Below are 21,384 nucleotides of genomic sequence, written 5' to 3'. Positions count from 1 at the left end.
TTGGACACACTTAAAAAATTAATTTGGCTCCTACTGCCCTTCTTTTTGGCGAGCAGCTGTGGTATTTATAATTTCACGGGGGCAGGACCCATAGACGCGGAAACCTTTCAGGTAAACTATTTTCAGAATTATGCCACGCAAAGTCCAGGTTCCATATTTGAGCCGGGAATGGACCGGGATTTCACCCAGGCCTTACAGAATAGGATATTGGATCAGTCGAGTTTGGATCTGGTGAACAATGGGAATGCCGATTTATTGTACGAAGGTGAGATAACGGAATATCGAATTTCGCCCATGGCGGCCACGGCGCAACAGACCGCGGCCCAAAACCGACTTTCCATAAGGGTGAAAGCAAGATTTTACAACAGGAACAATCCGGATGCGGATTTTGACCAGAGTTTTTCCTTTTTTTATGACTATCCCGCCAACGTACAGTTAGCTGCGGTAAAGGACGAAGCTCACGAAGTCATTTTTGAACGTATCACCCAAGATATTTTTAACGCTTCCTTGGCAGATTGGTAACCATGACAATTACGGATTTTACATATTTCCTTGAGCATCCCAACAAAGTTGTGGACCCGTTGCAGACCAAGCAATTGGAAGATATCATTGCGGAATATCCGTATTTTCAGGCGGCCAGGGCACTGCATTTAAAGGGGTTAAAAAACCTCAACAGTTACAAATACAATAAGAACTTAAAGATTACGGCGGCTTATACTGCGAATAGGGACGTACTTTTTGATTTTATAACCTCTAAGGACTTTCTAAACTATGATGCGCCTACCCCCAAGGAGGCTGCCGAAAATGAAGCGTCTTATGAACTGCCTGTTATATCCAAAAATGAAAAACAACTGATCGAAGAATCAGAAGATAAACCCTTACCACAGGATATCCATGACGCGGAACACATTTTAGACCCCGATATTTTCACCACCAAGGAACCCTCAGAAGAACTAAAAAAAGAGGCCAAGTCCTTGGACATGGGCAAGCCACTTGACTTTGACAAAAAGGAAAAATATTCCTTTACGGAATGGCTTCAATTAGCTTCCAAGAAAAAAATCGACAGGGAAGAAAGAGTAGGAACGTCCAAAGAAAAGGAACAAACAAAAGAAACTACACAGGAAAAGCCCGCCAAAAAAACCGACCCTAAAAAACATAAATTCGCACGCATCGATAAGTTCATTGCGGAGAATCCAAAAATAGTTCCCAAGGAAGATATCAAGACAACCTTCAATCCCAAGGACTCCATCAAAATCGACAAAAATGAATTGATGACGGAGACTTTGGCAAGGGTCTATCTGGAGCAAAAAAAATACAAAAAAGCCATACAGGCCTACAAAATTTTAAGTTTGAAATATCCGGAAAAAAGTAGTTTCTTTGCAGACCGAATAAAATCGGTGCAAAAAATTCAACAAGAAAACAAGTAATTATAATGAGTACATTTTCAATATTCCTGATACTGATTATCATAGTTTGCTTTTTATTGGTATTGGTAATTATGGTACAGAACCCCAAAGGTGGAGGGTTATCGTCTTCTTTTGGTGGTGGTGGAAATCAAGTTGTGGGAGGCGTAAAGAAGACCGGTGACTTTTTGGACAAGAGCACCTGGACGTTGGCCGGCTTGCTGGTGGTATTGATTTTGGCTTCCAACATTGCCCTAAAAGGAAACTTTGGCGATGCGGATTCCAAATTGTTACAGGGCGATGATTTTGAGACTACCGTTCCGGAGACATTGCCGGAGGAAGTTACCCCACCTGCCACAAATGAGCCTGCAGCAAACGACAGCTTGTAATCAAGACTCAAAAAATAGATATAAAATGCCAGCTTTGTGACAAGCTGGCATTTTTGTTTTTACAATGTGTCAGTTTTTAGGCAATGGCATAATTTCTGCCTATACTGTGTGAAACTTAAAAAATCAATTTAAAATTTTAATATTATGGCTAAAATTAATATCAAACCATTGGCTGATAGAGTTCTTATAGAGCCAATGGCAGCTGAAACAAAAACTGCGTCAGGTATATACATTCCGGACACGGCAAAAGAAAAACCACAGAGAGGTAAAGTAGTTGCCGTTGGACCTGGTACCAAGGACGAAAAAGTTACTGTTAAGGTTGGTGATACCGTTCTTTATGGAAAGTATGCCGGTACGGAATTAAAGTTGGAAGGTTCCGATTACCTGATGATGCGCGAAAGTGACATTTTAGCGATCATATAAATGACACCCTCGCCAATGGCCATTGGCCTTTGGCCCAATCAAAGAAAGTTTAATAGAAAATTTTAATAAGGTTTGAAGGCAAATGGCCTTTGATCAAAAAGCTAAAAAAATAAAGACATGGCAAAAGACATAAAATTTGATATCGATGCAAGAGACGGACTCAAAAGAGGCGTGGATGCATTGGCGAATGCTGTAAAGGTAACTTTGGGACCAAAAGGAAGGAACGTAATTATCAGTAAATCCTTTGGAGCTCCACAAGTAACAAAAGATGGTGTGACCGTAGCAAAAGAAATTGAATTGGAAAATGCCCTAGAGAATATGGGTGCCCAAATGGTAAAAGAGGTCGCTTCCAAAACAAACGATTTGGCCGGTGATGGGACTACTACCGCTACCGTTCTTGCCCAAGCAATTGTTAAGGAAGGACTTAAAAACGTTGCTGCCGGAGCAAACCCAATGGATTTGAAAAGAGGTATCGACAAAGCCGTGGAAGCTATTGTTGAAAACTTGGCAAAACAGGCCAAAAAAGTGGGAGATTCATCTGAAAAAATCAAGCAAGTTGCATCTATTTCGGCCAATAACGATGATGCTATCGGGGATTTGATAGCACAGGCTTTTGGCAAAGTTGGTAAGGAAGGGGTAATTACTGTTGAGGAAGCCAAAGGAACGGACACCTATGTGGATGTTGTAGAAGGTATGCAGTTTGACAGAGGATACCTGTCCCCATACTTTGTAACCGATTCAGAAAAAATGGTTACGGAATTGGATAACCCTTACATCCTATTGTTCGATAAGAAAATCTCTTCCATGAAGGATTTGCTTCCTGTATTGGAACCAGTTGCCCAGTCTGGTAAACCTCTTTTAATCATTGCCGAGGACGTTGACGGTGAAGCTTTGGCTACCTTGGTAGTGAACAAATTAAGAGGATCTCTAAAAATTGCCGCAGTGAAAGCACCAGGTTTTGGAGACAGAAGAAAAGCAATGTTGGAGGATATCGCCATCCTAACAAAAGGTACCGTTATTTCAGAAGAAAGAGGCTTCTCCTTGGACAATGCAACCATCGATATGCTGGGTACTTGTGAAAAAGTACAGATCGATAAGGACAACACGACTATCGTAAACGGTGGTGGTGTTGCCAAAGATATCAAAGCAAGGGTAAACCAAATTAAATCTCAAATCGAGACCACCACTTCTGATTACGATAAAGAAAAGCTACAGGAGCGTTTGGCAAAATTGGCTGGTGGTGTTGCCGTTCTTTACGTAGGTGCAGCTTCCGAGGTTGAGATGAAAGAGAAAAAAGACCGCGTGGACGATGCCTTGCACGCTACAAGGGCTGCCGTTGAAGAAGGTATAGTAGCCGGTGGTGGTGTTGCTTTGGTACGAGCGAAATCGGTGCTGGCAAAAGTTAGCACTGAAAACGACGACGAAGCTACTGGTCTTCAAATTGTAGCCAGGGCCATTGAAGCACCACTAAGGACCATCGTAGAAAATGCAGGAGGTGAAGGATCCGTTGTAGTCGCCAAAATCTTGGAAGGAAAAGGTGATTATGGATATGACGCCAAGTCGGATCAATTTGTTGAAATGATGAAAGCAGGTATCATAGACCCCAAAAAAGTGACAAGGGTTGCTTTGGAAAATGCAGCTTCTGTTTCAGGAATGATCTTGACTACGGAATGTGCCTTAACTGACATTAAGGAAGATGCTCCTGCAGGTCCTCCAATGGGCGGCGGCGGTATGCCAGGCATGATGTAATAAGCCCCTAAATCCCAAAAGGGGACTTAGATAACCAAAAAAAGCCGTTCAAAAAGCTAAGTTTTGAACGGCTTCTTTGTTTCTAAGCCATAAAAAAACCACCTTCTTTCTTTACAGAAGGTGGTTTCTTTTTCCAAAGGTAAGGGCCTATCCCATAGGTCCGAACACGGCTACTTCTTTCTAGGAGCAGCTTTTGGAGCAGCCTTTTTGCCAGCCTTAGCTGGTGAAGGCTTTGCAGCTGGCTTACCAGCTGATTTTGCTTGTGCCATTGAAATCTAATTTATAGAAATTTACACGAATGTATTTCAGATTCTGATCCATAATATTTTTGTTAAGAAAATATTAACTAAAATTGATTTATCTCACTGGAAACACACTTTTAAGATTTTGATTTACTGTTATTTATATAGCATTTTAATGTTTCAAAAAATTAAGCCAAATCGATTGTAATTCTAATTGTTTAACCCCAATTTTGCCAAAAAAAGTCGAATATGTTTACTTCTTTACAACCCAAGGTCCTATCAATTTTAAAATCCAAAAATGATGTGGATGCAAAACTTCAGGAAGTGTGCGAACTACTAAAAAAAGAAGTAGCACATTATGATTGGGTGGGTTTTTATTTTAAGAACGGTGATAAAGAGGAATTAAAGTTGGGGCCCTATGCAGGTGCACCTACGGACCATACTGTCATTCCTTTTGGAAAGGGCATTTGTGGACAGGTGGCAGTAAGCAACCAAAACTTTGTGGTACCCGATGTAAAGGCCCAGGACAATTACATTGCCTGCAGCATCACCGTCAAATCAGAAATCGTTGTACCCTTGTTCGTCAACGGCAAAAATATTGGGCAAATCGATATCGATTCCAATACCTTGGATCCCTTCACCGAAGATGATGAACGATTTTTGGAATTCGTGAACGGGGAGGTCGCTAAAATTCTTTAAAACTTTCCTTTTTTTGTTGATAAACTCGACCTCTTTTTACTCCTAAAAAGGGTACTTTTGTTGCCTTAATCAAACCCATAAGTATCCTATAATGAGTCGCTCAAAAAAAGCCTCCTCGGCCTTAATTTCAGTATTCCACAAAGATGGTCTGGAACCTATCGTGAGAAAATTTCAAGAACTTGGTATTACCATATATTCCACGGGAGGAACCGAAAAGTTCATAAAGGATTTGGGAATCGATGTCATACCCGTTGAGGACGTGACGAGCTATCCTTCCATATTAGGCGGAAGGGTCAAAACCCTGCACCCCAAGGTTTTTGGTGGGATTCTCAATAGACAGGACAATGAAAGCGACGTGGCACAACTGAAGGAATATGACATTCCCCAATTGGATATCGTAATCGTGGACCTGTATCCCTTTGAAAAAACGGTGGCCAGTGGCGCATCGGAACAAGATATCATTGAAAAAATTGACATTGGAGGTATCTCATTGATAAGAGCGGCTGCCAAGAACTATAAGGACGTAATATGTGTTTCTTCCATGGAGGATTATGCCGAGTTTTTGGAAATTATATCCAAAAACGAAGGGGCGACCACGTTGGAAGATCGCAAGAAATTCGCAGCAAAGTCGTTCAACGTTTCTTCCCACTATGATTCCGCAATTTTCAACTATTTCAACAAGAACCATGATATTGCAGCCCTAAAAGTAAGCGAGACGCAAGGAAAGGTATTGCGGTACGGGGAAAACCCACATCAAATAGGATTCTTCTTTGGAGATTTTAATGCTATGTTCTCCCAGCTGCATGGCAAGGAACTCTCCTACAATAACCTGCTAGATGTGGATGCGGCGGTAAACTTGATGCTCGAGTTCATGAACGAGGCCCCAACATTCGCTATTCTAAAGCACAACAATGCCTGTGGATTGGCACAAAGGGAGACCTTGCACCAAGCCTATATCGATGCATTGGCCGGAGATCCGGTTTCCGCTTTTGGCGGTGTATTGATCTGCAACCAAAAAATAGACAAGGATACTGCCAAGGAAATCCATGAACTTTTTTGCGAAGTGGTTATTGCGCCAGGCTATGATGCGGATGCTTTGGAAATACTTAAGGGAAAGAAGAACCGAATCATTTTGGTACAGAACGAGGTAGCTATGCCAGAAATGCAAGTGCGCACTTGCTTGAACGGAATCCTACTTCAGGAAAAAGACCATAAAACCGATACAGCATCGGATTTGACAAACGCTACCCATTCAAAACCAAGCGAAAGGGAACTTGAAGACCTATTGTTCGCCTCCAAAATCTGCAAACACACAAAATCGAACACAATCGTTTTGGCAAAGAACAAACAGCTATGTGCTAGCGGAACGGGCCAGACCTCTAGGGTGGATGCCCTGAACCAGGCCATTCACAAGGCAAACTCCTTTAATTTCGACCTAAAGGGAGCCGTTATGGCCAGTGACGCTTTCTTCCCGTTTCCAGATTGTGTGGAGATAGCGGACAAGGCCGGTATTACCAGCGTAATACAGCCTGGTGGCTCTATTAAAGACCAGCTAAGTATCGATTATTGCAACGAAAATGGAATTTCAATGGTGATGACCGGCACACGTCATTTTAAGCATTAATTTTACTACTTTTGTCGATGTATTGCACCCCCTAATCCATAACCAAACAGTATTATATGGGATTTTTTGACTTCTTGACCGAGGAAATAGCCATCGATTTAGGTACGGCTAACACCTTAATCATCCACATGGACAAGGTCGTGGTAGACAGTCCTTCTATCGTTGCAAGGGACAGAATCAGTGGAAAAATAATTGCCGTTGGTAAAGAGGCCAACATGATGCAAGGAAAGACCCATGAAAACATAAAGACCATTAGGCCCTTAAAGGATGGTGTGATTGCGGATTTTGATGCATCTGAAAAGATGATCAATATGTTCATAAAGAACATTCCGGCACTTAAGAAAAAATGGTTCCCACCTGCCCTAAGAATGGTCATTTGTATACCATCGGGCATTACGGAAGTTGAGATGCGGGCCGTAAAGGAGTCTGCGGAAAGGGTAAACGGAAAAGAGGTTTATTTAATACATGAACCTATGGCTGCGGCGATAGGTATCGGTTTGGACATCATGCAGCCAAAGGGCAATATGATCGTGGATATAGGTGGAGGTACCACGGAGATTGCAGTGATTGCTTTGGGTGGAATCGTTTGTGATAAGTCCGTAAAGATTGCAGGTGACGTCTTCACCAATGACATTATCTATTATATGCGAACCCAACATAACCTGTATGTGGGCGAAAGTACAGCGGAGGCCATAAAAATTGAAATCGGTTCGGCAACGGAAGACCTTCAATCTCCCCCTGAGGAAAAATCCGTACAGGGAAGGGACCTTTTGACTGGAAAACCAAAACAGGTACAAATCTCCTATAGGGAAATTGCCAAGGCCTTGGACAAGTCCATTTTGAGGGTGGAGGATGCGGTCATGGAAACCTTATCCCAAACACCACCGGAATTGGCGGCCGACATCTACAATACTGGAATTTACTTGGCCGGTGGCGGGTCTATGTTGCGAGGATTGGACAGAAGACTTTCACAAAAGACCGATTTGCCCGTGTACATCGCAGAAGATCCACTACGGGCTGTAGTTCGCGGAACCGGTATCGCCCTAAAAAACCTGGAAAGATATAAGAGCATATTGATAAAGTAATTACCAATTTAGAATCCTTAAGTGAAAATTTAGAAGTGAATGCAACAGATTATAAATTTTCTGATTCGGTATAAGATATTCCTGTTATACCTTTTGTTGCTATTCATTTCCCTAGTTTTTACGTTTCAGTCCCATTCCTATCATCAATCCCGGTTTCTGAACTCGGCCAATTACGTTTCGGGCACCATCTACGCTTTTTTTGATAACACAACCTCATATTTTGGCCTAAGGGAGGAAAACGAGAGGCTTTTACGGGAAAACCAGCGATTGCGCTATCAGCTTTACAACAAAAAACCCGAAGCCATCCAACCTTTGGATTCCTTGGAGCGTAATTATTTGGTGGTACGTGGAAGGGTTATAAAGAACAGCTATGCTGACCAACGTAACTACATTACCATAAACAAAGGCAGGAAGGATAGCGTGGAACAGGATATGGGCGTTATCACTACCAGAGGGATACTTGGTATCGTAGAAAATACATCCAACGGATTTTCTACAGTTCAGAGCATCCTGAACGAAAAATCCAACATCAATGCCAAAATCAAAAATTCCAACCACTTTGGTTCCTTGATATGGGATTCCAAGGACTATAACACGGTGCAGCTTATTGATATTCCAAGATTGGTTCAGCTCACCATTGGAGACACGATTGTAACAGGGGCTATGAGCAGTATTTTCCCCGAAAATATTCCCATTGGGATTATAAAAAAATTCGACTTGGACACCTCCAAGAACTTTTATCGCATAGATGTTTCCCTCTTTAATGACATGACCAATATCAACAATGTCTATATCATAAAAAACCTGAACAGGGAGGAAATTTTGGAACTTCAGGAAGAAACGGAATCAAATGATCAATAGCACTTTCTTTATAAACGTTTTAAGGTTCGTGCTATTGATTTTGGTACAAGTACTTGTATTCAATAGGTTGAACTTCTTTGGTTTTATAAATCCTATGGTCTATGTTTTGTTTCTTTATTGGTACCCTATAAAAAAGAACAGGACTACCTTTATTTTGATTTGCTTTTTACTCGGTCTTTTAATCGATGTTTTCTCGGATACCATGGCCTTGAATGCAGCGGCTACGGTCACCATAGCCTATTTAAGACCTTCAATTATGCGGTTCGTTTTTGGTGTGAATTATGAGTTTCAAAGTTTTAAGTTAAATAGTGCTACCAAGGCACAACAATTCACCTTTTTAGCGTTATTAATTGTGGTTCATCACGTTATATACTTTACGCTGGAGATTTTTAGTTTTGCGAATGTCTTGCTGATCTTCAAAAAAAGTATCGCTATTGGGACGGCATCCATTATTTTGTGCTTATTGTTTAGTTCATTGTTCAGTACCAGGAAGGAATGAGAAGAGTCTTACTTTCATCGATTATCGTAATCATAGGAATTACCTTTTTAGGTAGGCTGTCCTATTTACAGATATTCAGCTTCTCTCCCGATCAGGTTATTGAAGACCCAAGTATAAAAAGGGTTTACACCTATCCAGAAAGAGGTTATATCTACGATAGGAACGGTAATCTCCTGGTAGGTAACGACCCTGCTTATGATGTCATGGTCATACCCCGTGAAGTACAACCTTTGGATACCCTTGAATTCTGCGAAATGCTGGGTATCGATACCGATACATTCGTAGAAAAGCTGACCAAGGCCAGGGTATATTCCCCCAGGCTGCCCTCCGTACTGGTCCCTCAACTCTCAAAGGAAGACTATGCCAAATTGCAGGAGAAAATGCGCAAGTACAAAGGCTTCTACATACAAAAGCGTTCCTTAAGATATTATGATACGCCCAGTGCGGCAAACGTGTTGGGCTATATCAGTGAGGTAAACGAAGGGGACTTGGCAAAAAACAAATATTACATACAAGGGGAGCTTAGAGGTAGAACCGGGGTTGAAAGGTACTACGAGGAACTATTGAGAGGAAGAAAAGGGGTGCAGTATATTCAAAAAGATCGATTTAACCGTGACATTGGTCCGTACAAAAATGGTTCACTGGATACCCTTCCAGAGCAAGGAAAACAGATAAGCGTTACTTTGGACAAGACCCTACAGGAATATGGTGAACGATTGATGGTAGGCAAACGTGGTGGTATCGTTGCGCTTGAACCTGCAACGGGTGAAATATTGACAATGATTTCGGGGCCTACCTATGATCCGTCCTTACTGGTAGGTAGACAACGTTCCAAAAACTATACGGAACTCTACAACGACACCATTGCGAATCCAACATGGGACAGGTCCATTCACGCGCAACAACCACCAGGATCCCCCTTCAAGACTTTGAATGCGCTTATTGCCTTACAGGAGGGGGTTTTGGACGAATCCACCACCATTCAATGTTATAATGGTTTTTACGTAGGTAAAAAGAAACGCGGCTGTCACTGCGGTGGTGGGCTTCGTAATTTGAACAGTGGTATTTACCAATCCTGCAATGCCTATTTCGCAGGTACCTTTCGCAAGATTTTTGAAAAGTTCGATACCACGGATGATGCCATGGATGTTTGGGAAAACCATATGAAGAGTTTCGGACTGGGCGATTACCTAGGGTATGATCTGCCATTTGGGCAAAAAGGGAGAATCCCCAGTAAGGAATATTATGACAAGTGGTACGGGGACAATAGATGGAGCTCTTCTTACATCATTTCAAATTCCATTGGTCAAGGTGAAGTCCTGGCGACCCCAGTGCAATTGGCCAACATGACAGCGGCCATTGCAAATCGTGGTTTTTACTATACACCCCATATCCTCAAAAAAATAGAAGGGAAGGATATTAAAGATCCAAAATTCACGGAGCCCAAGTACACCACAATAGATAGGGAACATTTTGAACCCGTAGTGCAAGGTATGGCAGATGTTTACAAAAAGGGGACGGCACGATGGTTACAGGTTCCAGGTATCGAAATCGCGGGAAAAACAGGTACTGCAGAAAATTTCACCAAGATTGACGGAGTACGCACCCAGTTAACGGACCACTCGGTATTCGTGGCATTTGCGCCGGTAAACGACCCCAAAATTGCCATTGCCGTTTACATTGAAAATGGATACTTCGGTTCTAGGTATGCCGGTCATATAGCCTCATTAATGATAGAGAAATACCTGAAAGGCGAAATTACCAGAAAGGACTTGGAGAAGAAGATGTTGGAGAAGACCTTGGAACATGAATATGCCAAACCTTATAGTGGTGAGGAATTTAAAATAAACGAACGTGTTTGGTAAGGTTCTAAGGAGAATAGATTGGCTTACGATTCTTATTTACTTAGCACTGGTCTTTATCGGCTGGATCAACATATACTCCAGCACCTTTAGCGATGAACAAACCTCCCTTCTTGATTTAAGTACGCGATCTGGGAAACAGCTTTTTTTTATAATTGTTAGCTTAGTAACCATTATCGTGGTACTAGCCCTAGAAGCAAACTTTTACGAGCGCTTTGCAAGTCTATTCTATCTTTTGACCATGGTATCCCTCTTGGGATTGTTCGTGTTTGGCAAAACCATTGCGGGAGCCACCTCATGGTACGACCTGGGTTTTTTTAATTTTCAACCTTCGGAATTGGCAAAAGTCTCCACCGCTCTTGCCCTTGCAAAATACCTAAGCGATATCCAGACCGACCTAAGGCGAGTAAAGGACCAATTGTATGCATTATTGATTATACTTATTCCAGCGTTGCTTATCATTCCCCAACCGGATCCAGGAAGTGCCCTCGTATTCTTTTCCCTTGTATTCGTGATTTTTAGGGAAGGACTCCCGCTTTATTATTTGGGCATAGGCTTTACACTGATTTTGATCTTTATAATCACTCTGATGTTCGGGACCATTTGGTTGACCATTGGGCTATCGCTGTTGATCGTTTTGTTTTTTCTTTTAAAACGAAAAACCCTAAAAGTTCCCATTATTCCCATCATAATAGGATCTATTGTGGTTATTCTTTTCTCACTGTCGGTGAATTTCGTTTTCAATAATCTTTTTGAACAGCGGCACAGAAATCGATTTAGCCTATGGTTGCGATTGGAAAAAGACCCAGAAAAATTGGAGGAAATACGAAAGACCATTGGCTATAATACCTATCAGTCCGAAAAGGCCATAGAATCTGGAGGTCTATCAGGAAAAGGTTTTTTGGAAGGAACTCGTACCAAGGGTGATTTTGTTCCGGAACAGGACACGGATTACATTTTCACTACCATTGGGGAAGAATGGGGCTTTGTGGGTACCGCTACGGTAATCATTTTGTTTTCAATCCTCTTTTTACGACTGATTTACTTAGCGGAACGTCAAAAAAATGGGTTCTCCAGAATGTACGGTTATGGTGTGATATCGGTTCTTTTGGTACATTATTTTATCAATATAGGTATGGTGATAGGAATTCTACCTACCATAGGTATTCCCTTACCCTTTTTCAGTTACGGGGGCTCCGGACTTCTTTTCTTTACCCTTTTGTTATTTATATTTTTAAAGTTGGACACCAACAGATTGAAGGAAAATTTTTAAAACTTCCAATCGTGGCTGGCCACGGAACTTTCCAATGTTTCCGCAAGTCCCGTATTCAACTCCTTGAAAAAGTCGATTCCGGTTAAGGATTCAATACTATCCACCGCCACACAAAAGCTTTCCAAGGGCCGTTGCTGTTCTACCCCGGGAATCAAGAACCCAAGAATCTTAAGTCTATCCCCTTCCTTACGAGCTACTATTTTGTAAAACTTCTTGGGAACGTCAACAGCTTCCTCCCCTATTTCTTGTAAACCAGGTTCCAGAACGCCGCCCGTTATAACGATCACTTTTCCGTAGCGTTTCGTCCATTGACGTATTTGCATCTCCAAGCGGTTCCAAACACCGGCATTGAAGTCCTTGTCCTGCGGACTTATATTACTGGTATAAAATGTTTCATTATACGCTTGTTCCGAAAACCTACGGTCACCGGCCGGACATAAGTGGCCTCTATCGTACCCTGAACCCCTATAGTTGCGCCAATCTGCCGACTTGGATTTTACATAGGGATCTTCAATGAAGTAGGGCCTGTCCCTATCATCATAGGTCAAATGTTTCTTGTCCAATTCATAGGCCACCCATTCCGCTTGCTCAAAAGGTTCGTTATAGGACAGCGAGTAATAGGAATGGTGTACGATGTCGCCGGTTGTGGAACTGGGCAAATACTCCAAAGGAAAGGAACTTGCGCCATTTTCATCATTGTTTCTTGAATAGGTATCCGGGGTGTAAAAGTTCTCAAATACCCAAAACCCAACGATGCATATCACTATTAAAATGGAGTAAATAGTGCTATTTTTACGATATCTGGACATCCTTCAAAGGTAACCACAAATTTGTAAGATTTTCAAGTTTAGACCGACCTATAAAACATCTAATAATGAAGTGGTTTAAACTTTTTGGATTGAAGCGAAAATTGAAAGCATTGTGCCCATATGAAGGCTTTTTTGAGATTCATAGCTGGGCTATGGAGCAAGAAAAAGACGAAATATGGGTGCAATTCTGCGATTTTTTAGCCAGTTTTAAAAGTTTAAACCACTTCAACGACTAAAGAAAGGACACTTATGGCACTTACGTGGAAAGATGTAATTCATTTTTCAGTAAAAGGAAATCCCGTTCCGGATAATCGGGTAGAAAAATCCGAGAAGGAATGGAAAGAACTATTGACACCGGAACAATTCAGGATTACCCGAAAAAAAGGAACGGAAGCCCCACATTCCGGAGCCTTGTGTAGCGTACACGATGCCGGAAAGTACGAATGTATTTGCTGCGGAACGTCCCTATTCGATTCCAGCATCAAATTTGAATCTGGGACGGGATGGCCAAGTTTCACACAGCCCATAAAGGAAAACGCAATCAAGTATAGTAAGGATACTTCTTTTGGCATGACCCGGGTGGAAGTACTATGCAACACTTGCGACGCACATTTAGGACATGTTTTTCCAGATGGTCCTCCACCAAGCGGCCTACGATATTGCATCAATTCGGAATCCATGAAAATGACAAAGGAAAACGATAATGGGTGACATTAAATTGGAAACTATTACCGTAGGCGGAGGTTGCTTTTGGTGTACCGAAGCTATATTTCAAGAAATTAAGGGAGTTCGATCCGTAGTATCTGGATATACGGGAGGAAATGCACCGGGCAAGCCCACCTACAGGGAAATCTGCTCCGGTCTAACCGGTCATGCGGAGGTGGTCCGTGTAACTTTCGATAATTCCATGATTACCTTGTACGATATATTGCACATCTTTATGACAACACATGACCCAACAACCCTGAACAGGCAGGGCGCCGATGTGGGAACGCAATACCGATCCGCAATCTATTATACCAATGATAATCAGAGAAAAATTGCGGAGCATGTGCTGGCAGATGTTGCCGGACTTTATGAAAATCCCATTGTTACGGAATTGACCCCAATGGCTATTTTTTATGATGCCGAAGAGTATCATCAAGACTACTATAAAAACAATCCCTCCCAAGCATATTGCCAAGTTGTAATCGACCCAAAATTGGCAAAATTGAGAAAGTTACATGCTAATAAATTAAACTAAAAAGCCCCTATTTAAGGGGCCTTTTAGTAAATGTAAGTTTTGCTTCCTAATTTTTTGCGCTACTTGCCAATTTGATATTTTTCAAATTGTTCATTTTTAAATCCTCAAGAACATTCACCGCTTCTTCCACGTAAACGTCCTTTGCCAAACTTTTGTGCCATCTATCCCTTTTCTCCCGTAATACGGAATCCTGGGTAAAGAGTTCCTGTTCGTACTTCAAGGACTCGAAAGTCAATTTCGAATCATAGTCGGATAGATTCTTGAAGTAATCGGACTGCTCCTTGTCTTTTTCCTTTTCTTCCTTGTAGGTGGCGTAATTCAACGAGATTTCAGTTTCGTCCTGTTCGGATTTCAACCATTTGGCATTCTCCTCTATCAATTTTATCTGTGGATTGCTCGCCATTCGCTTTTTAGACTTGGCCACGGTTTGTTCATAATCCAAATATCCGTTCCAAACCTCATAATCAGCTGGTGTGATTTTATCCCATTTTAAAGGATTTGCCTGATCGCGTTCCCCAAGGTCTATGTAACTGTACTTATCCGGAACCACAACGTCACTCTTCACTCCTTCCAACTGGGTAGAACCTCCATTGATTCTATAAAACTTTTGGGTGGTCAATTTAATGGCTCCCAAATCCCCGTGTTCATTGCTTCGAACGATATTGTCCAACGGAATTACATTTTGTACGGTTCCTTTTCCAAAGGTTTGCTTGCTTCCTATTACAATGGCCCTTTTATAATCCTGCATGGCGGCGGCCAATATTTCAGATGCTGATGCGGATAGTTCGTTGACCAATATTACCAAAGGTCCGTCCCACTGGATTCGCTCATCGTTATCGTCATACACTTCTTTTTGCTTGTTGCCCGATCTTACCTGTACAATGGGTCCGTCCTTTATAAACAGGCCGGCCATTTCAACCACCGTTTTTAAGGATCCGCCACCGTTATCCCTGAGGTCCAAAATAAGCCCCTCTGCACCTTCTTCCTTAAGTCGCTCTACTTCCTTGGCAACATCCGTAGCCGCATTTCTTTCGTTATAATCCTCAAAGTCCACATAGAATTTGGGAAGATTGATGATTCCGAATTTTTGATCGCCTCGAATTATGTTGGCCGATTTTGCATAGGACTCCTCCAGTTCAACCACGTCCCTTGTCAAGGATATTTCCTCTAAAGATCCATCCACTTTTCTCACCGTTAGATCGACTACGGTTCCCTGTGGGCCCTTTATCAATTTAATAGCGTCATCCAAGCGCATTCCAACAATGTTGATGGGTTCTTCCCCGTTCTGTCCTACTTTGATGATCTCATCACCAACCTCCAAACGCTGGTCCCTCCAAACGGGTCCTCCAGAAATAATTTCAACAATTTTCGCCCCTTCCGGCTTCTTCTGAAGCCTGGCACCTATTCCCTCAAATTTCCCGGACATGTTCATGTCAAATTTCTCCTTGTCGTCCGGCGCAAAATAAAAGGTATGGGGGTCGAACTCGTCCACTATGGTGTTGATATACTGCACGAACCAATCCTTGCGCTCCAAATCGTCCACAAAATCGAAAAACTCGTCCAAGGTGGCCTCCGTAGATTTTCTGGATTCGATTTCTGCCTCCTCGGGGGTATGTGCGCTGTGATCATGGTCATCGGCCGCTGCCTCGTCGGCCGGTTTCTCGGCATGTGAAATCTTGGAATCGTATGTTCCAAGAGTGGCATATTTGAGTTGTTTCCTCCAACGCTCCTTCAATTCTTCCTTGTTGGAGGCAAAAGGTTCATCCTCGTACTTGATACTGATACTTTCGTTTTGGGTATAATCGAATGGTTGTTGAAGCACCTCTTTATAGATTTCCTTGGCATCGCCCATCCTTTTTATCAACCTTTCATACACCAAATTGAAGAAGGAAATATCCGTATTCTTGATTTGATCATCGATTTGAAACTTATATTGTTCAAAATCGGCTATGTCCGAAGCCAAAAAATAACGTTTGGTGGGATCCAGCACATCAATGAAGTCCTCAAAAACACTAACGGAAAAATCATCATTGATGTCCTTTGGCTCGTAATGGCCTTTTTCAAGAACGTATGTAATCAAATCTAATAACAGTTTGTCCTTGTCGTCATTCTCAAACGACTTATTGGTAAAACTACAGGAGGCTACCGCCACCAGCATCACCGTAAGAACATAGGCTAAATTTCTTTTCATAAAAATATTTTTAAATCTATTTTTCAAAACCTTTGAATTTGAAGATTATGTGGACAACTTTTGTATCGAAATCCTCTAAGATAAAGAAAAAACCATGCCAATTGGGGGACTGGGAATTAATTTTTTGTTAAACGGGCCCAGCGGCAAATCCTATTTAAAAACGTATTTTTGACCCGGAAAGTATGTACCATGGGAAAACCTTTGATATTGGTAACCAATGATGACGGAATAACGGCCCCAGGGCTTCGTGCTTTGGTCTCCTACATGAAGGAGATAGGGGACGTTGTGGTTGTCGCTCCGGACAGTCCACAATCCGGTATGGGGCATGCCATTACCTTGGACAGCACCCTATATTCAAAAAAAATGCAAGTGGACCTTAGCCATACGGGTACGGAGGAGTATAGTTGCAGTGGAACTCCGGCGGACTGTGTAAAATTGGGTCTTCAGGAACTTTTGGAACGAAAACCCGATATCTGTGTCAGCGGTATCAACCATGGGTCCAATTCTTCCATAAACGTGATATATTCCGGTACCATGAGTGCCGCCATAGAGGCAGGAATAGAAGGGGTGCCCGCCATAGGTTTTTCCTTGTGCGACTATAATTGGGAGGCGGACTTCGCCCCTTCGGAGAAATACGTTAAAAAAATTGTACGCGAGGCGTTAAAGTTCGGTATTCCAAAAGGAGTGGTTCTCAATGTGAACATACCCAAATTACCAAAGAAGGAAATAAAAGGAATAAAGGTCTGTAGACAGGCAAAAGCAAATTGGAAGGAAAAGTTCGACAAAAGGACGAATCCAATGGGCAAGGACTACTATTGGTTGACGGGCGAATTCGAACTCTTGGACAAAGGCGAGGATACGGACGAATGGGCCTTGGCCAACGGCTATATTTCCGTGGTTCCCACACAGTTTGACCTAACAGCCCACCATGCGATACAGGACATTAATAATTGGAATCTGAAATGAACATAAAAAAGGAGCTTACCATTGGATTTTTAGTCGGTATCATAGCAAATACCCTTGGAACCTTGGCTTATATCGTTTTATTTTCTGACCTGAGCATTTCAGAAACATATCAGGCGGCAGTTTCACAGGGGCATGTGGGCAGTCTATTGGCCCTAGGTGCGATTTTAAACCTGATCGCCTTCTTCGGGTTTTTGAGGATCAAGAGGGACAACCGCGCCAAGGGCGTGCTGATTGCCACTATTTTGACAGCTTTGTTAATCCTGTACTACAAAGTTTTCTAGCATGCGGTACTACATCATAGCGGGAGAGGCCTCCGGAGACCTGCACGGTTCCAACCTCATCAAGGCCATTAAGGTAGAGGATCCGGATGCTCAAGTGCGTTGTTGGGGCGGTGATTTAATGCAACAGGCCGGCGGAACCCTTGTAAAGCATTACAAGGAAATGGCCTTTATGGGTTTTCTTGAGGTAGTGATGAACCTACGTTCCATTTTTAAAAATATCAATTTTTGTAAAGCCGATATTGAAAGTTTCCAGCCAGATATCCTGGTTTTTATAGATTATTCCGGTTTCAACCTACGGATTGCCAAATGGGCCAAGGAGAATGGTTATAAAACCAACTACTATATTTCCCCACAGATTTGGGCCTCTAGGGAAGGCAGGATCGAAAAGATCAAAAGGGATATCGATGCCATGCATGTCATACTTCCCTTTGAAAAGGAGTTTTACGAAAAGAATCATGGCTATCCCGTAAATTTTGTTGGCCACCCGTTGATCGATGCCATTACCGATCGGCCGGAACTGGACAAAGCAAAATTTAGAAAATCTTCTGATATCGATCAAGGTAAACCCGTAATAGCTTTGTTACCGGGAAGCCGAAAACAAGAAGTACAAAAAATGCTTTCCGTAATGCTGTCCATTACAAAGGACTTTCCCGGCTACGAATTTGTAATCGCGGGCGCTCCCAGTTTGGAACCCGAATTTTACGTACCCTTTTTAGAAGGGAACAATGTGAAAATGGTAAAAAACAGTACCTACGACCTGCTTTCCATAGCATCGGCAGCATTGGTCACCAGTGGAACGGCCACCTTGGAAACAGCGCTTTTTGGGGTGCCCCAAGTGGTTTGCTACAAGGCCAATTGGATTTCCTACCAAATTGCAAAGAGGATCATCACATTAAAATACATCTCCCTTGTGAACCTTATCATGAACAAGGAAGTGGTAACAGAATTAATTCAAAACGACTTAAATACCGTAGGACTCAGAAAAGAATTATCAGCCATATTGACCGGAACAAAACGAGAAGAAATCCTGAAGGATTACAAAGACCTTAGGCACAAATTGGGCGGGATCGGTGCCAGCAAGAATGCCGCACAGGCCATAGTGGCGAACGCCAAATCCTAGTGCAAACCAGTCCGTTACAAAATAATTCTCTAATTTTGATCTTCAAGTAAAAGATGCTACTTGAAATCCATGCGCTACTTCTCCACCTTATTGCTACTTATTTTATTTGCCAGTTGCGGCAGTTCCAAAAAAAAGGCGACCCCAAACGAACGTACCATATCCGTTGCTGCGGCGTATGGGGCCCGAAGAAACGGTACCGAAATTAAAGAGGAGGACACTCCAAAAACTTCCTATCCTATTGAAACTCCAAAGGGAAATGCTACCAAAGCCGATAATATCATCAATACCGCATTGACATTTTCCGGTGTGCGTTACAAATATGGCGGAACCACCCGAAAAGGTATGGACTGCTCCGGACTTTTATATGTGTCCTTCAGCGAACATGATGTGGAGCTGCCAAGAACCTCAAGCCGCATGGCAGAAAGAGGTACAAGAATCCGGGTGAAGGATATTGAAAAAGGCGATTTGCTTTTTTTCAAGACTACCCGTGGTTCCAAACGGATCAACCATGTGGGTATGGTGGTAACCGTTGAAAATGACGAAATAAAATTCATTCACGCCTCCACATCTAGGGGCGTGACCATTTCTTCGCTGCGCGACGGTTTTTGGAACCAAGCCTTTGTAAAGGCCACCAGAATTTTATAACATGAGATTGTTGGCGTTTGTCCCGATCAAGGGTACGCTACTGCTGATTCTGGGCATTCTTATTGGATTTTTCTTTCCCCTACCCTTGGAATATTGTTTCGGTATTTTGTTGGTAAGCTTCGCCATTTTGGGGTATCTATTCATTCGAAAGGATACTAAAGGTTCGAGATTCGAAATTATGGCAGGGGTGTCCGTCATACTACTCGGCATGTTTTCCTACTTGCAATACCAGCCGATTCACTACGACCATCATTTTAGTAAGATTGCTTCGACCGATGCTTCGCAACTTCATATAAAAATACGGGAGACTTTAAAGCCGAATGCCTATTCCCAGAACTACATAGCATCGGTTTTGACGGTAGACAATAAGAAATCCATAGGGCAACTACTGGTAAATCAGCCATTGGACAGTGCTTCAAAGCTCTTAACGGTAGATCAAGAATTGGTGGTGCGATCTCATGTATATGACATAAAACCGATAGTAAATCCATATCAGTTCGACTTTAAAAAGTACATGGAGCGAAACGGCGTGTATCATTCCCTGAGACTTTCGAATCAAAATTTTGTCACCTTACCTAATCCATCTAGGACCTTGATCGGTTATGCACAAGAAATCCGAAGCGATATCATCCAAAAACTGAAAAAGGAAAATTTTGGCACCGAGCAACTTTCTATTATCCAAGCACTGCTTTTGGGCGAACGAGTCAATATTTCAGAGGAAACGTATTCCAACTATATCGATGCCGGTGCCGTGCACATTTTGGCCGTCTCCGGACTTCATGTGGGCATTTTGTTACTGCTCATTCAATTTCTTTTAAAACCGTTGCATGGCATCCCTCACGGTAAAAAAATAAGTCTGCTTCTTACGGTTTTATTTCTTTGGGCGTTTGCGTTTATTGCGGGGCTTTCACCTTCCATCATACGGGCATGTGCCATGTTCACCTTTGTAGCCTATGCCATGTACCTGAACAGGCCCTCGAACAGTTTCAACATTCTGGCCCTGTCCATGTTCTTTATATTATTGGTCATTAATCCAAACCTGCTGTTCCAGGTCGGTTTTCAAATGAGCTATGCCGCCGTATTCGCCATTGTTTGGATATTTCCACTCTTACAGCGTTGGTGGTATCCAAAGAACAGGATCGTGCGGTATCTATGGCAATTATTGTCGGTAAGTATCGCCGCCCAATTGGGGGTATTGCCTGTAAGCCTGTTCTACTTTCATCAGTTCCCGGGCTTGTTCTTTATCGCAAATTTATTGATCGTCCCTTTTTTAGGGGTCATATTGGGAATGGGAATCTGTATCATTTTCCTGTCGCTTTTGGACATTGCCCCAAGTCAATTGATTTCGGTTTACAATGGGATTATTGGTCTCATGAACCGAATCGTTGGCTGGATTGCCGATCAGGAAGCCTTTGTTTTTAAATCCATTTCCTTTGACAGTGTACAACTGCTCTTGGGATACCTTCTTATAGGCTCCCTGATATATGCTTTCTCCAAAACAAACTATAAACGCCTTATGTTGTTTTTGGGTTTCCTTTTGATGTTCCAAGGATACACGATGTATCAGGAATATAAATCGGACAACATTAAAGAAATCCTCCTGCTACATCAGATAAAAAATTCGGTGTTACTAGATAGGAAGGGAAAAAACCTGCATGTGTTCACCACGGACACTACCAATGCAAAACAGTTGATAGCGAATTACCGCGTACAAGAACGCATAACCCAAACCGATTACCTTCCCATTAAAAACAGCTACCTTATCAATGGGACTTCCTTACAAATAATCGATAGCTTGGGCGTTTATCTGCCACTGAATTCCAGTTCCATAATGCTACTGACGGCGTCGCCCAAAATAAACTTGGAACGCCTTATTTTGGAAACCAATCCCATGGAAGTCATTGCAGATGGAAGCAACTACCCAAGCTTTATCGAATCCTGGAAAGCGACCTGTAAAAAATACGATATCCCATTCCACTATACAGGTGAAATGGGATATTACGCTTTTGATATTGAATAG

Annotated in this window: 22 protein-coding genes; 20 read left to right on the top strand and 2 right to left on the bottom strand. The window is 42.3% G+C overall.

Features of this window, described 5'->3' with window-relative positions; genetic code table 11:
- From FEK29_RS04135 to rodA, 12 genes are all read left to right on the top strand, one after another.
- On the top strand, positions 1 to 522 hold the full coding sequence (locus FEK29_RS04135) for an LptE family protein (protein WP_138257109.1): 522 nt from the start codon (positions 1 to 3) through the stop codon (positions 520 to 522).
- Between the two features lie 2 nt (positions 523 to 524).
- The gene (locus tag FEK29_RS04130) at positions 525 to 1,427 is read left to right on the top strand and encodes a hypothetical protein (protein ID WP_138257108.1); all 903 of its coding nucleotides are present in this window, start codon (positions 525 to 527) and stop codon (positions 1,425 to 1,427) included.
- A 5-nt stretch (positions 1,428 to 1,432) separates the two neighbouring features.
- Positions 1,433 to 1,792, top strand: coding sequence for a preprotein translocase subunit SecG (gene secG / locus FEK29_RS04125; RefSeq protein WP_138257107.1), 360 nt, complete (start codon positions 1,433 to 1,435; stop codon positions 1,790 to 1,792).
- Positions 1,793 to 1,936: 144 nt separating this feature from the next.
- Positions 1,937 to 2,215 carry a co-chaperone GroES gene (locus FEK29_RS04120; protein WP_138257106.1) on the top strand — a complete coding sequence of 93 codons (279 nt, stop codon included), beginning with the start codon at positions 1,937 to 1,939 and terminating at the stop codon, positions 2,213 to 2,215.
- Positions 2,216 to 2,332: 117 nt separating this feature from the next.
- Complete coding sequence (gene groL / locus FEK29_RS04115; protein WP_138257105.1) at positions 2,333 to 3,964, top strand: chaperonin GroEL; 1,632 nt, start codon at positions 2,333 to 2,335, stop codon at positions 3,962 to 3,964.
- 491 nt (positions 3,965 to 4,455) lie between these two features.
- Positions 4,456 to 4,905 carry a GAF domain-containing protein gene (locus FEK29_RS04105; RefSeq protein ID WP_138257104.1) on the top strand — a complete coding sequence of 150 codons (450 nt, stop codon included), beginning with the start codon at positions 4,456 to 4,458 and terminating at the stop codon, positions 4,903 to 4,905.
- 91 nt (positions 4,906 to 4,996) lie between these two features.
- A complete protein-coding gene (gene purH / locus FEK29_RS04100; protein WP_138257103.1) occupies positions 4,997 to 6,529 on the top strand; it encodes a bifunctional phosphoribosylaminoimidazolecarboxamide formyltransferase/IMP cyclohydrolase in 1,533 nt (510 codons plus the stop codon).
- A gap of 56 nt (positions 6,530 to 6,585) precedes the next feature.
- Positions 6,586 to 7,614 (top strand): rod shape-determining protein, encoded by a 1,029-nt coding sequence (locus tag FEK29_RS04095; RefSeq protein WP_138257102.1) that lies wholly within the window; start codon positions 6,586 to 6,588, stop codon positions 7,612 to 7,614.
- Between the two features lie 39 nt (positions 7,615 to 7,653).
- Positions 7,654 to 8,475 (top strand): rod shape-determining protein MreC, encoded by an 822-nt coding sequence (gene mreC / locus FEK29_RS04090; RefSeq protein ID WP_138257101.1) that lies wholly within the window; start codon positions 7,654 to 7,656, stop codon positions 8,473 to 8,475.
- Positions 8,465 to 8,974: a rod shape-determining protein MreD gene (gene mreD, locus FEK29_RS04085; protein ID WP_138257100.1), complete on the top strand. Its 510-nt coding sequence runs from the start codon at positions 8,465 to 8,467 to the stop codon at positions 8,972 to 8,974. Before mreC ends, mreD begins: the two co-directional genes overlap by 11 nt.
- Positions 8,971 to 10,839: a penicillin-binding protein 2 gene (mrdA, locus tag FEK29_RS04080; protein WP_138257099.1), complete on the top strand. Its 1,869-nt coding sequence runs from the start codon at positions 8,971 to 8,973 to the stop codon at positions 10,837 to 10,839. The genes mreD and mrdA overlap by 4 nt, the downstream gene beginning before the upstream one ends.
- Positions 10,829 to 12,109, top strand: coding sequence for a rod shape-determining protein RodA (gene rodA, locus FEK29_RS04075; RefSeq protein ID WP_138257098.1), 1,281 nt, complete (start codon positions 10,829 to 10,831; stop codon positions 12,107 to 12,109). The genes mrdA and rodA overlap by 11 nt, the downstream gene beginning before the upstream one ends.
- Here rodA and FEK29_RS04070 read toward each other — a convergent pair.
- Positions 12,106 to 12,918, bottom strand: coding sequence for a DNA/RNA non-specific endonuclease (locus FEK29_RS04070; protein WP_138257097.1), 813 nt, complete (start codon positions 12,916 to 12,918; stop codon positions 12,106 to 12,108). The genes rodA and FEK29_RS04070 overlap by 4 nt on opposite strands.
- 65 nt (positions 12,919 to 12,983) lie before the next feature.
- Here FEK29_RS04070 and FEK29_RS17875 point away from each other — a divergent pair, with 65 nt between their 5' ends.
- The 3 genes from FEK29_RS17875 to msrA are packed head-to-tail and all read left to right on the top strand — an operon-like array spanning position 12,984 to position 14,161.
- The gene (locus FEK29_RS17875; protein WP_161595308.1) at positions 12,984 to 13,154 is read left to right on the top strand and encodes a hypothetical protein; all 171 of its coding nucleotides are present in this window, start codon (positions 12,984 to 12,986) and stop codon (positions 13,152 to 13,154) included.
- A 13-nt stretch (positions 13,155 to 13,167) separates the two neighbouring features.
- Complete coding sequence (gene msrB, locus FEK29_RS04065; RefSeq protein ID WP_138257096.1) at positions 13,168 to 13,629, top strand: peptide-methionine (R)-S-oxide reductase MsrB; 462 nt, start codon at positions 13,168 to 13,170, stop codon at positions 13,627 to 13,629.
- Positions 13,622 to 14,161 (top strand): peptide-methionine (S)-S-oxide reductase MsrA, encoded by a 540-nt coding sequence (gene msrA / locus FEK29_RS04060; protein ID WP_138257095.1) that lies wholly within the window; start codon positions 13,622 to 13,624, stop codon positions 14,159 to 14,161. Before msrB ends, msrA begins: the two co-directional genes overlap by 8 nt.
- Before the next feature lie 46 nt (positions 14,162 to 14,207).
- On the opposite strand, the gene FEK29_RS04055 is transcribed toward msrA, so the two are convergent.
- Positions 14,208 to 16,352 carry a carboxy terminal-processing peptidase gene (locus FEK29_RS04055; protein ID WP_138257094.1) on the bottom strand — a complete coding sequence of 715 codons (2,145 nt, stop codon included), beginning with the start codon at positions 16,350 to 16,352 and terminating at the stop codon, positions 14,208 to 14,210.
- A 189-nt stretch (positions 16,353 to 16,541) separates the two neighbouring features.
- Here FEK29_RS04055 and surE point away from each other — a divergent pair, with 189 nt between their 5' ends.
- From surE to FEK29_RS04030, 5 genes are all read left to right on the top strand, one after another.
- On the top strand, positions 16,542 to 17,318 hold the full coding sequence (gene surE, locus FEK29_RS04050) for a 5'/3'-nucleotidase SurE (protein WP_138257353.1): 777 nt from the start codon (positions 16,542 to 16,544) through the stop codon (positions 17,316 to 17,318).
- Positions 17,315 to 17,599, top strand: coding sequence for a hypothetical protein (locus FEK29_RS04045; RefSeq protein WP_138257093.1), 285 nt, complete (start codon positions 17,315 to 17,317; stop codon positions 17,597 to 17,599). The genes surE and FEK29_RS04045 overlap by 4 nt, the downstream gene beginning before the upstream one ends.
- A gap of 1 nt (position 17,600) precedes the next feature.
- Entirely contained in the window at positions 17,601 to 18,719 is a 1,119-nt protein-coding gene (gene lpxB / locus FEK29_RS04040; protein ID WP_138257092.1) for a lipid-A-disaccharide synthase, read from the top strand.
- 69 nt (positions 18,720 to 18,788) lie between these two features.
- Positions 18,789 to 19,364: a C40 family peptidase gene (locus tag FEK29_RS04035; protein WP_138257091.1), complete on the top strand. Its 576-nt coding sequence runs from the start codon at positions 18,789 to 18,791 to the stop codon at positions 19,362 to 19,364.
- Between the two features lies 1 nt (position 19,365).
- Positions 19,366 to 21,384 (top strand): ComEC/Rec2 family competence protein, encoded by a 2,019-nt coding sequence (locus tag FEK29_RS04030; RefSeq protein ID WP_138257090.1) that lies wholly within the window; start codon positions 19,366 to 19,368, stop codon positions 21,382 to 21,384.

The organism is Maribacter aurantiacus (assembly GCF_005780245.1).
In the GTDB taxonomy this organism is placed as follows: Bacteria; Bacteroidota; Bacteroidia; order Flavobacteriales; family Flavobacteriaceae; genus Maribacter; species Maribacter flavus.
The sequence above is the reverse complement of the archived record's forward strand: the minus strand, read 5'-3'. Positions and strand labels throughout refer to the sequence as shown.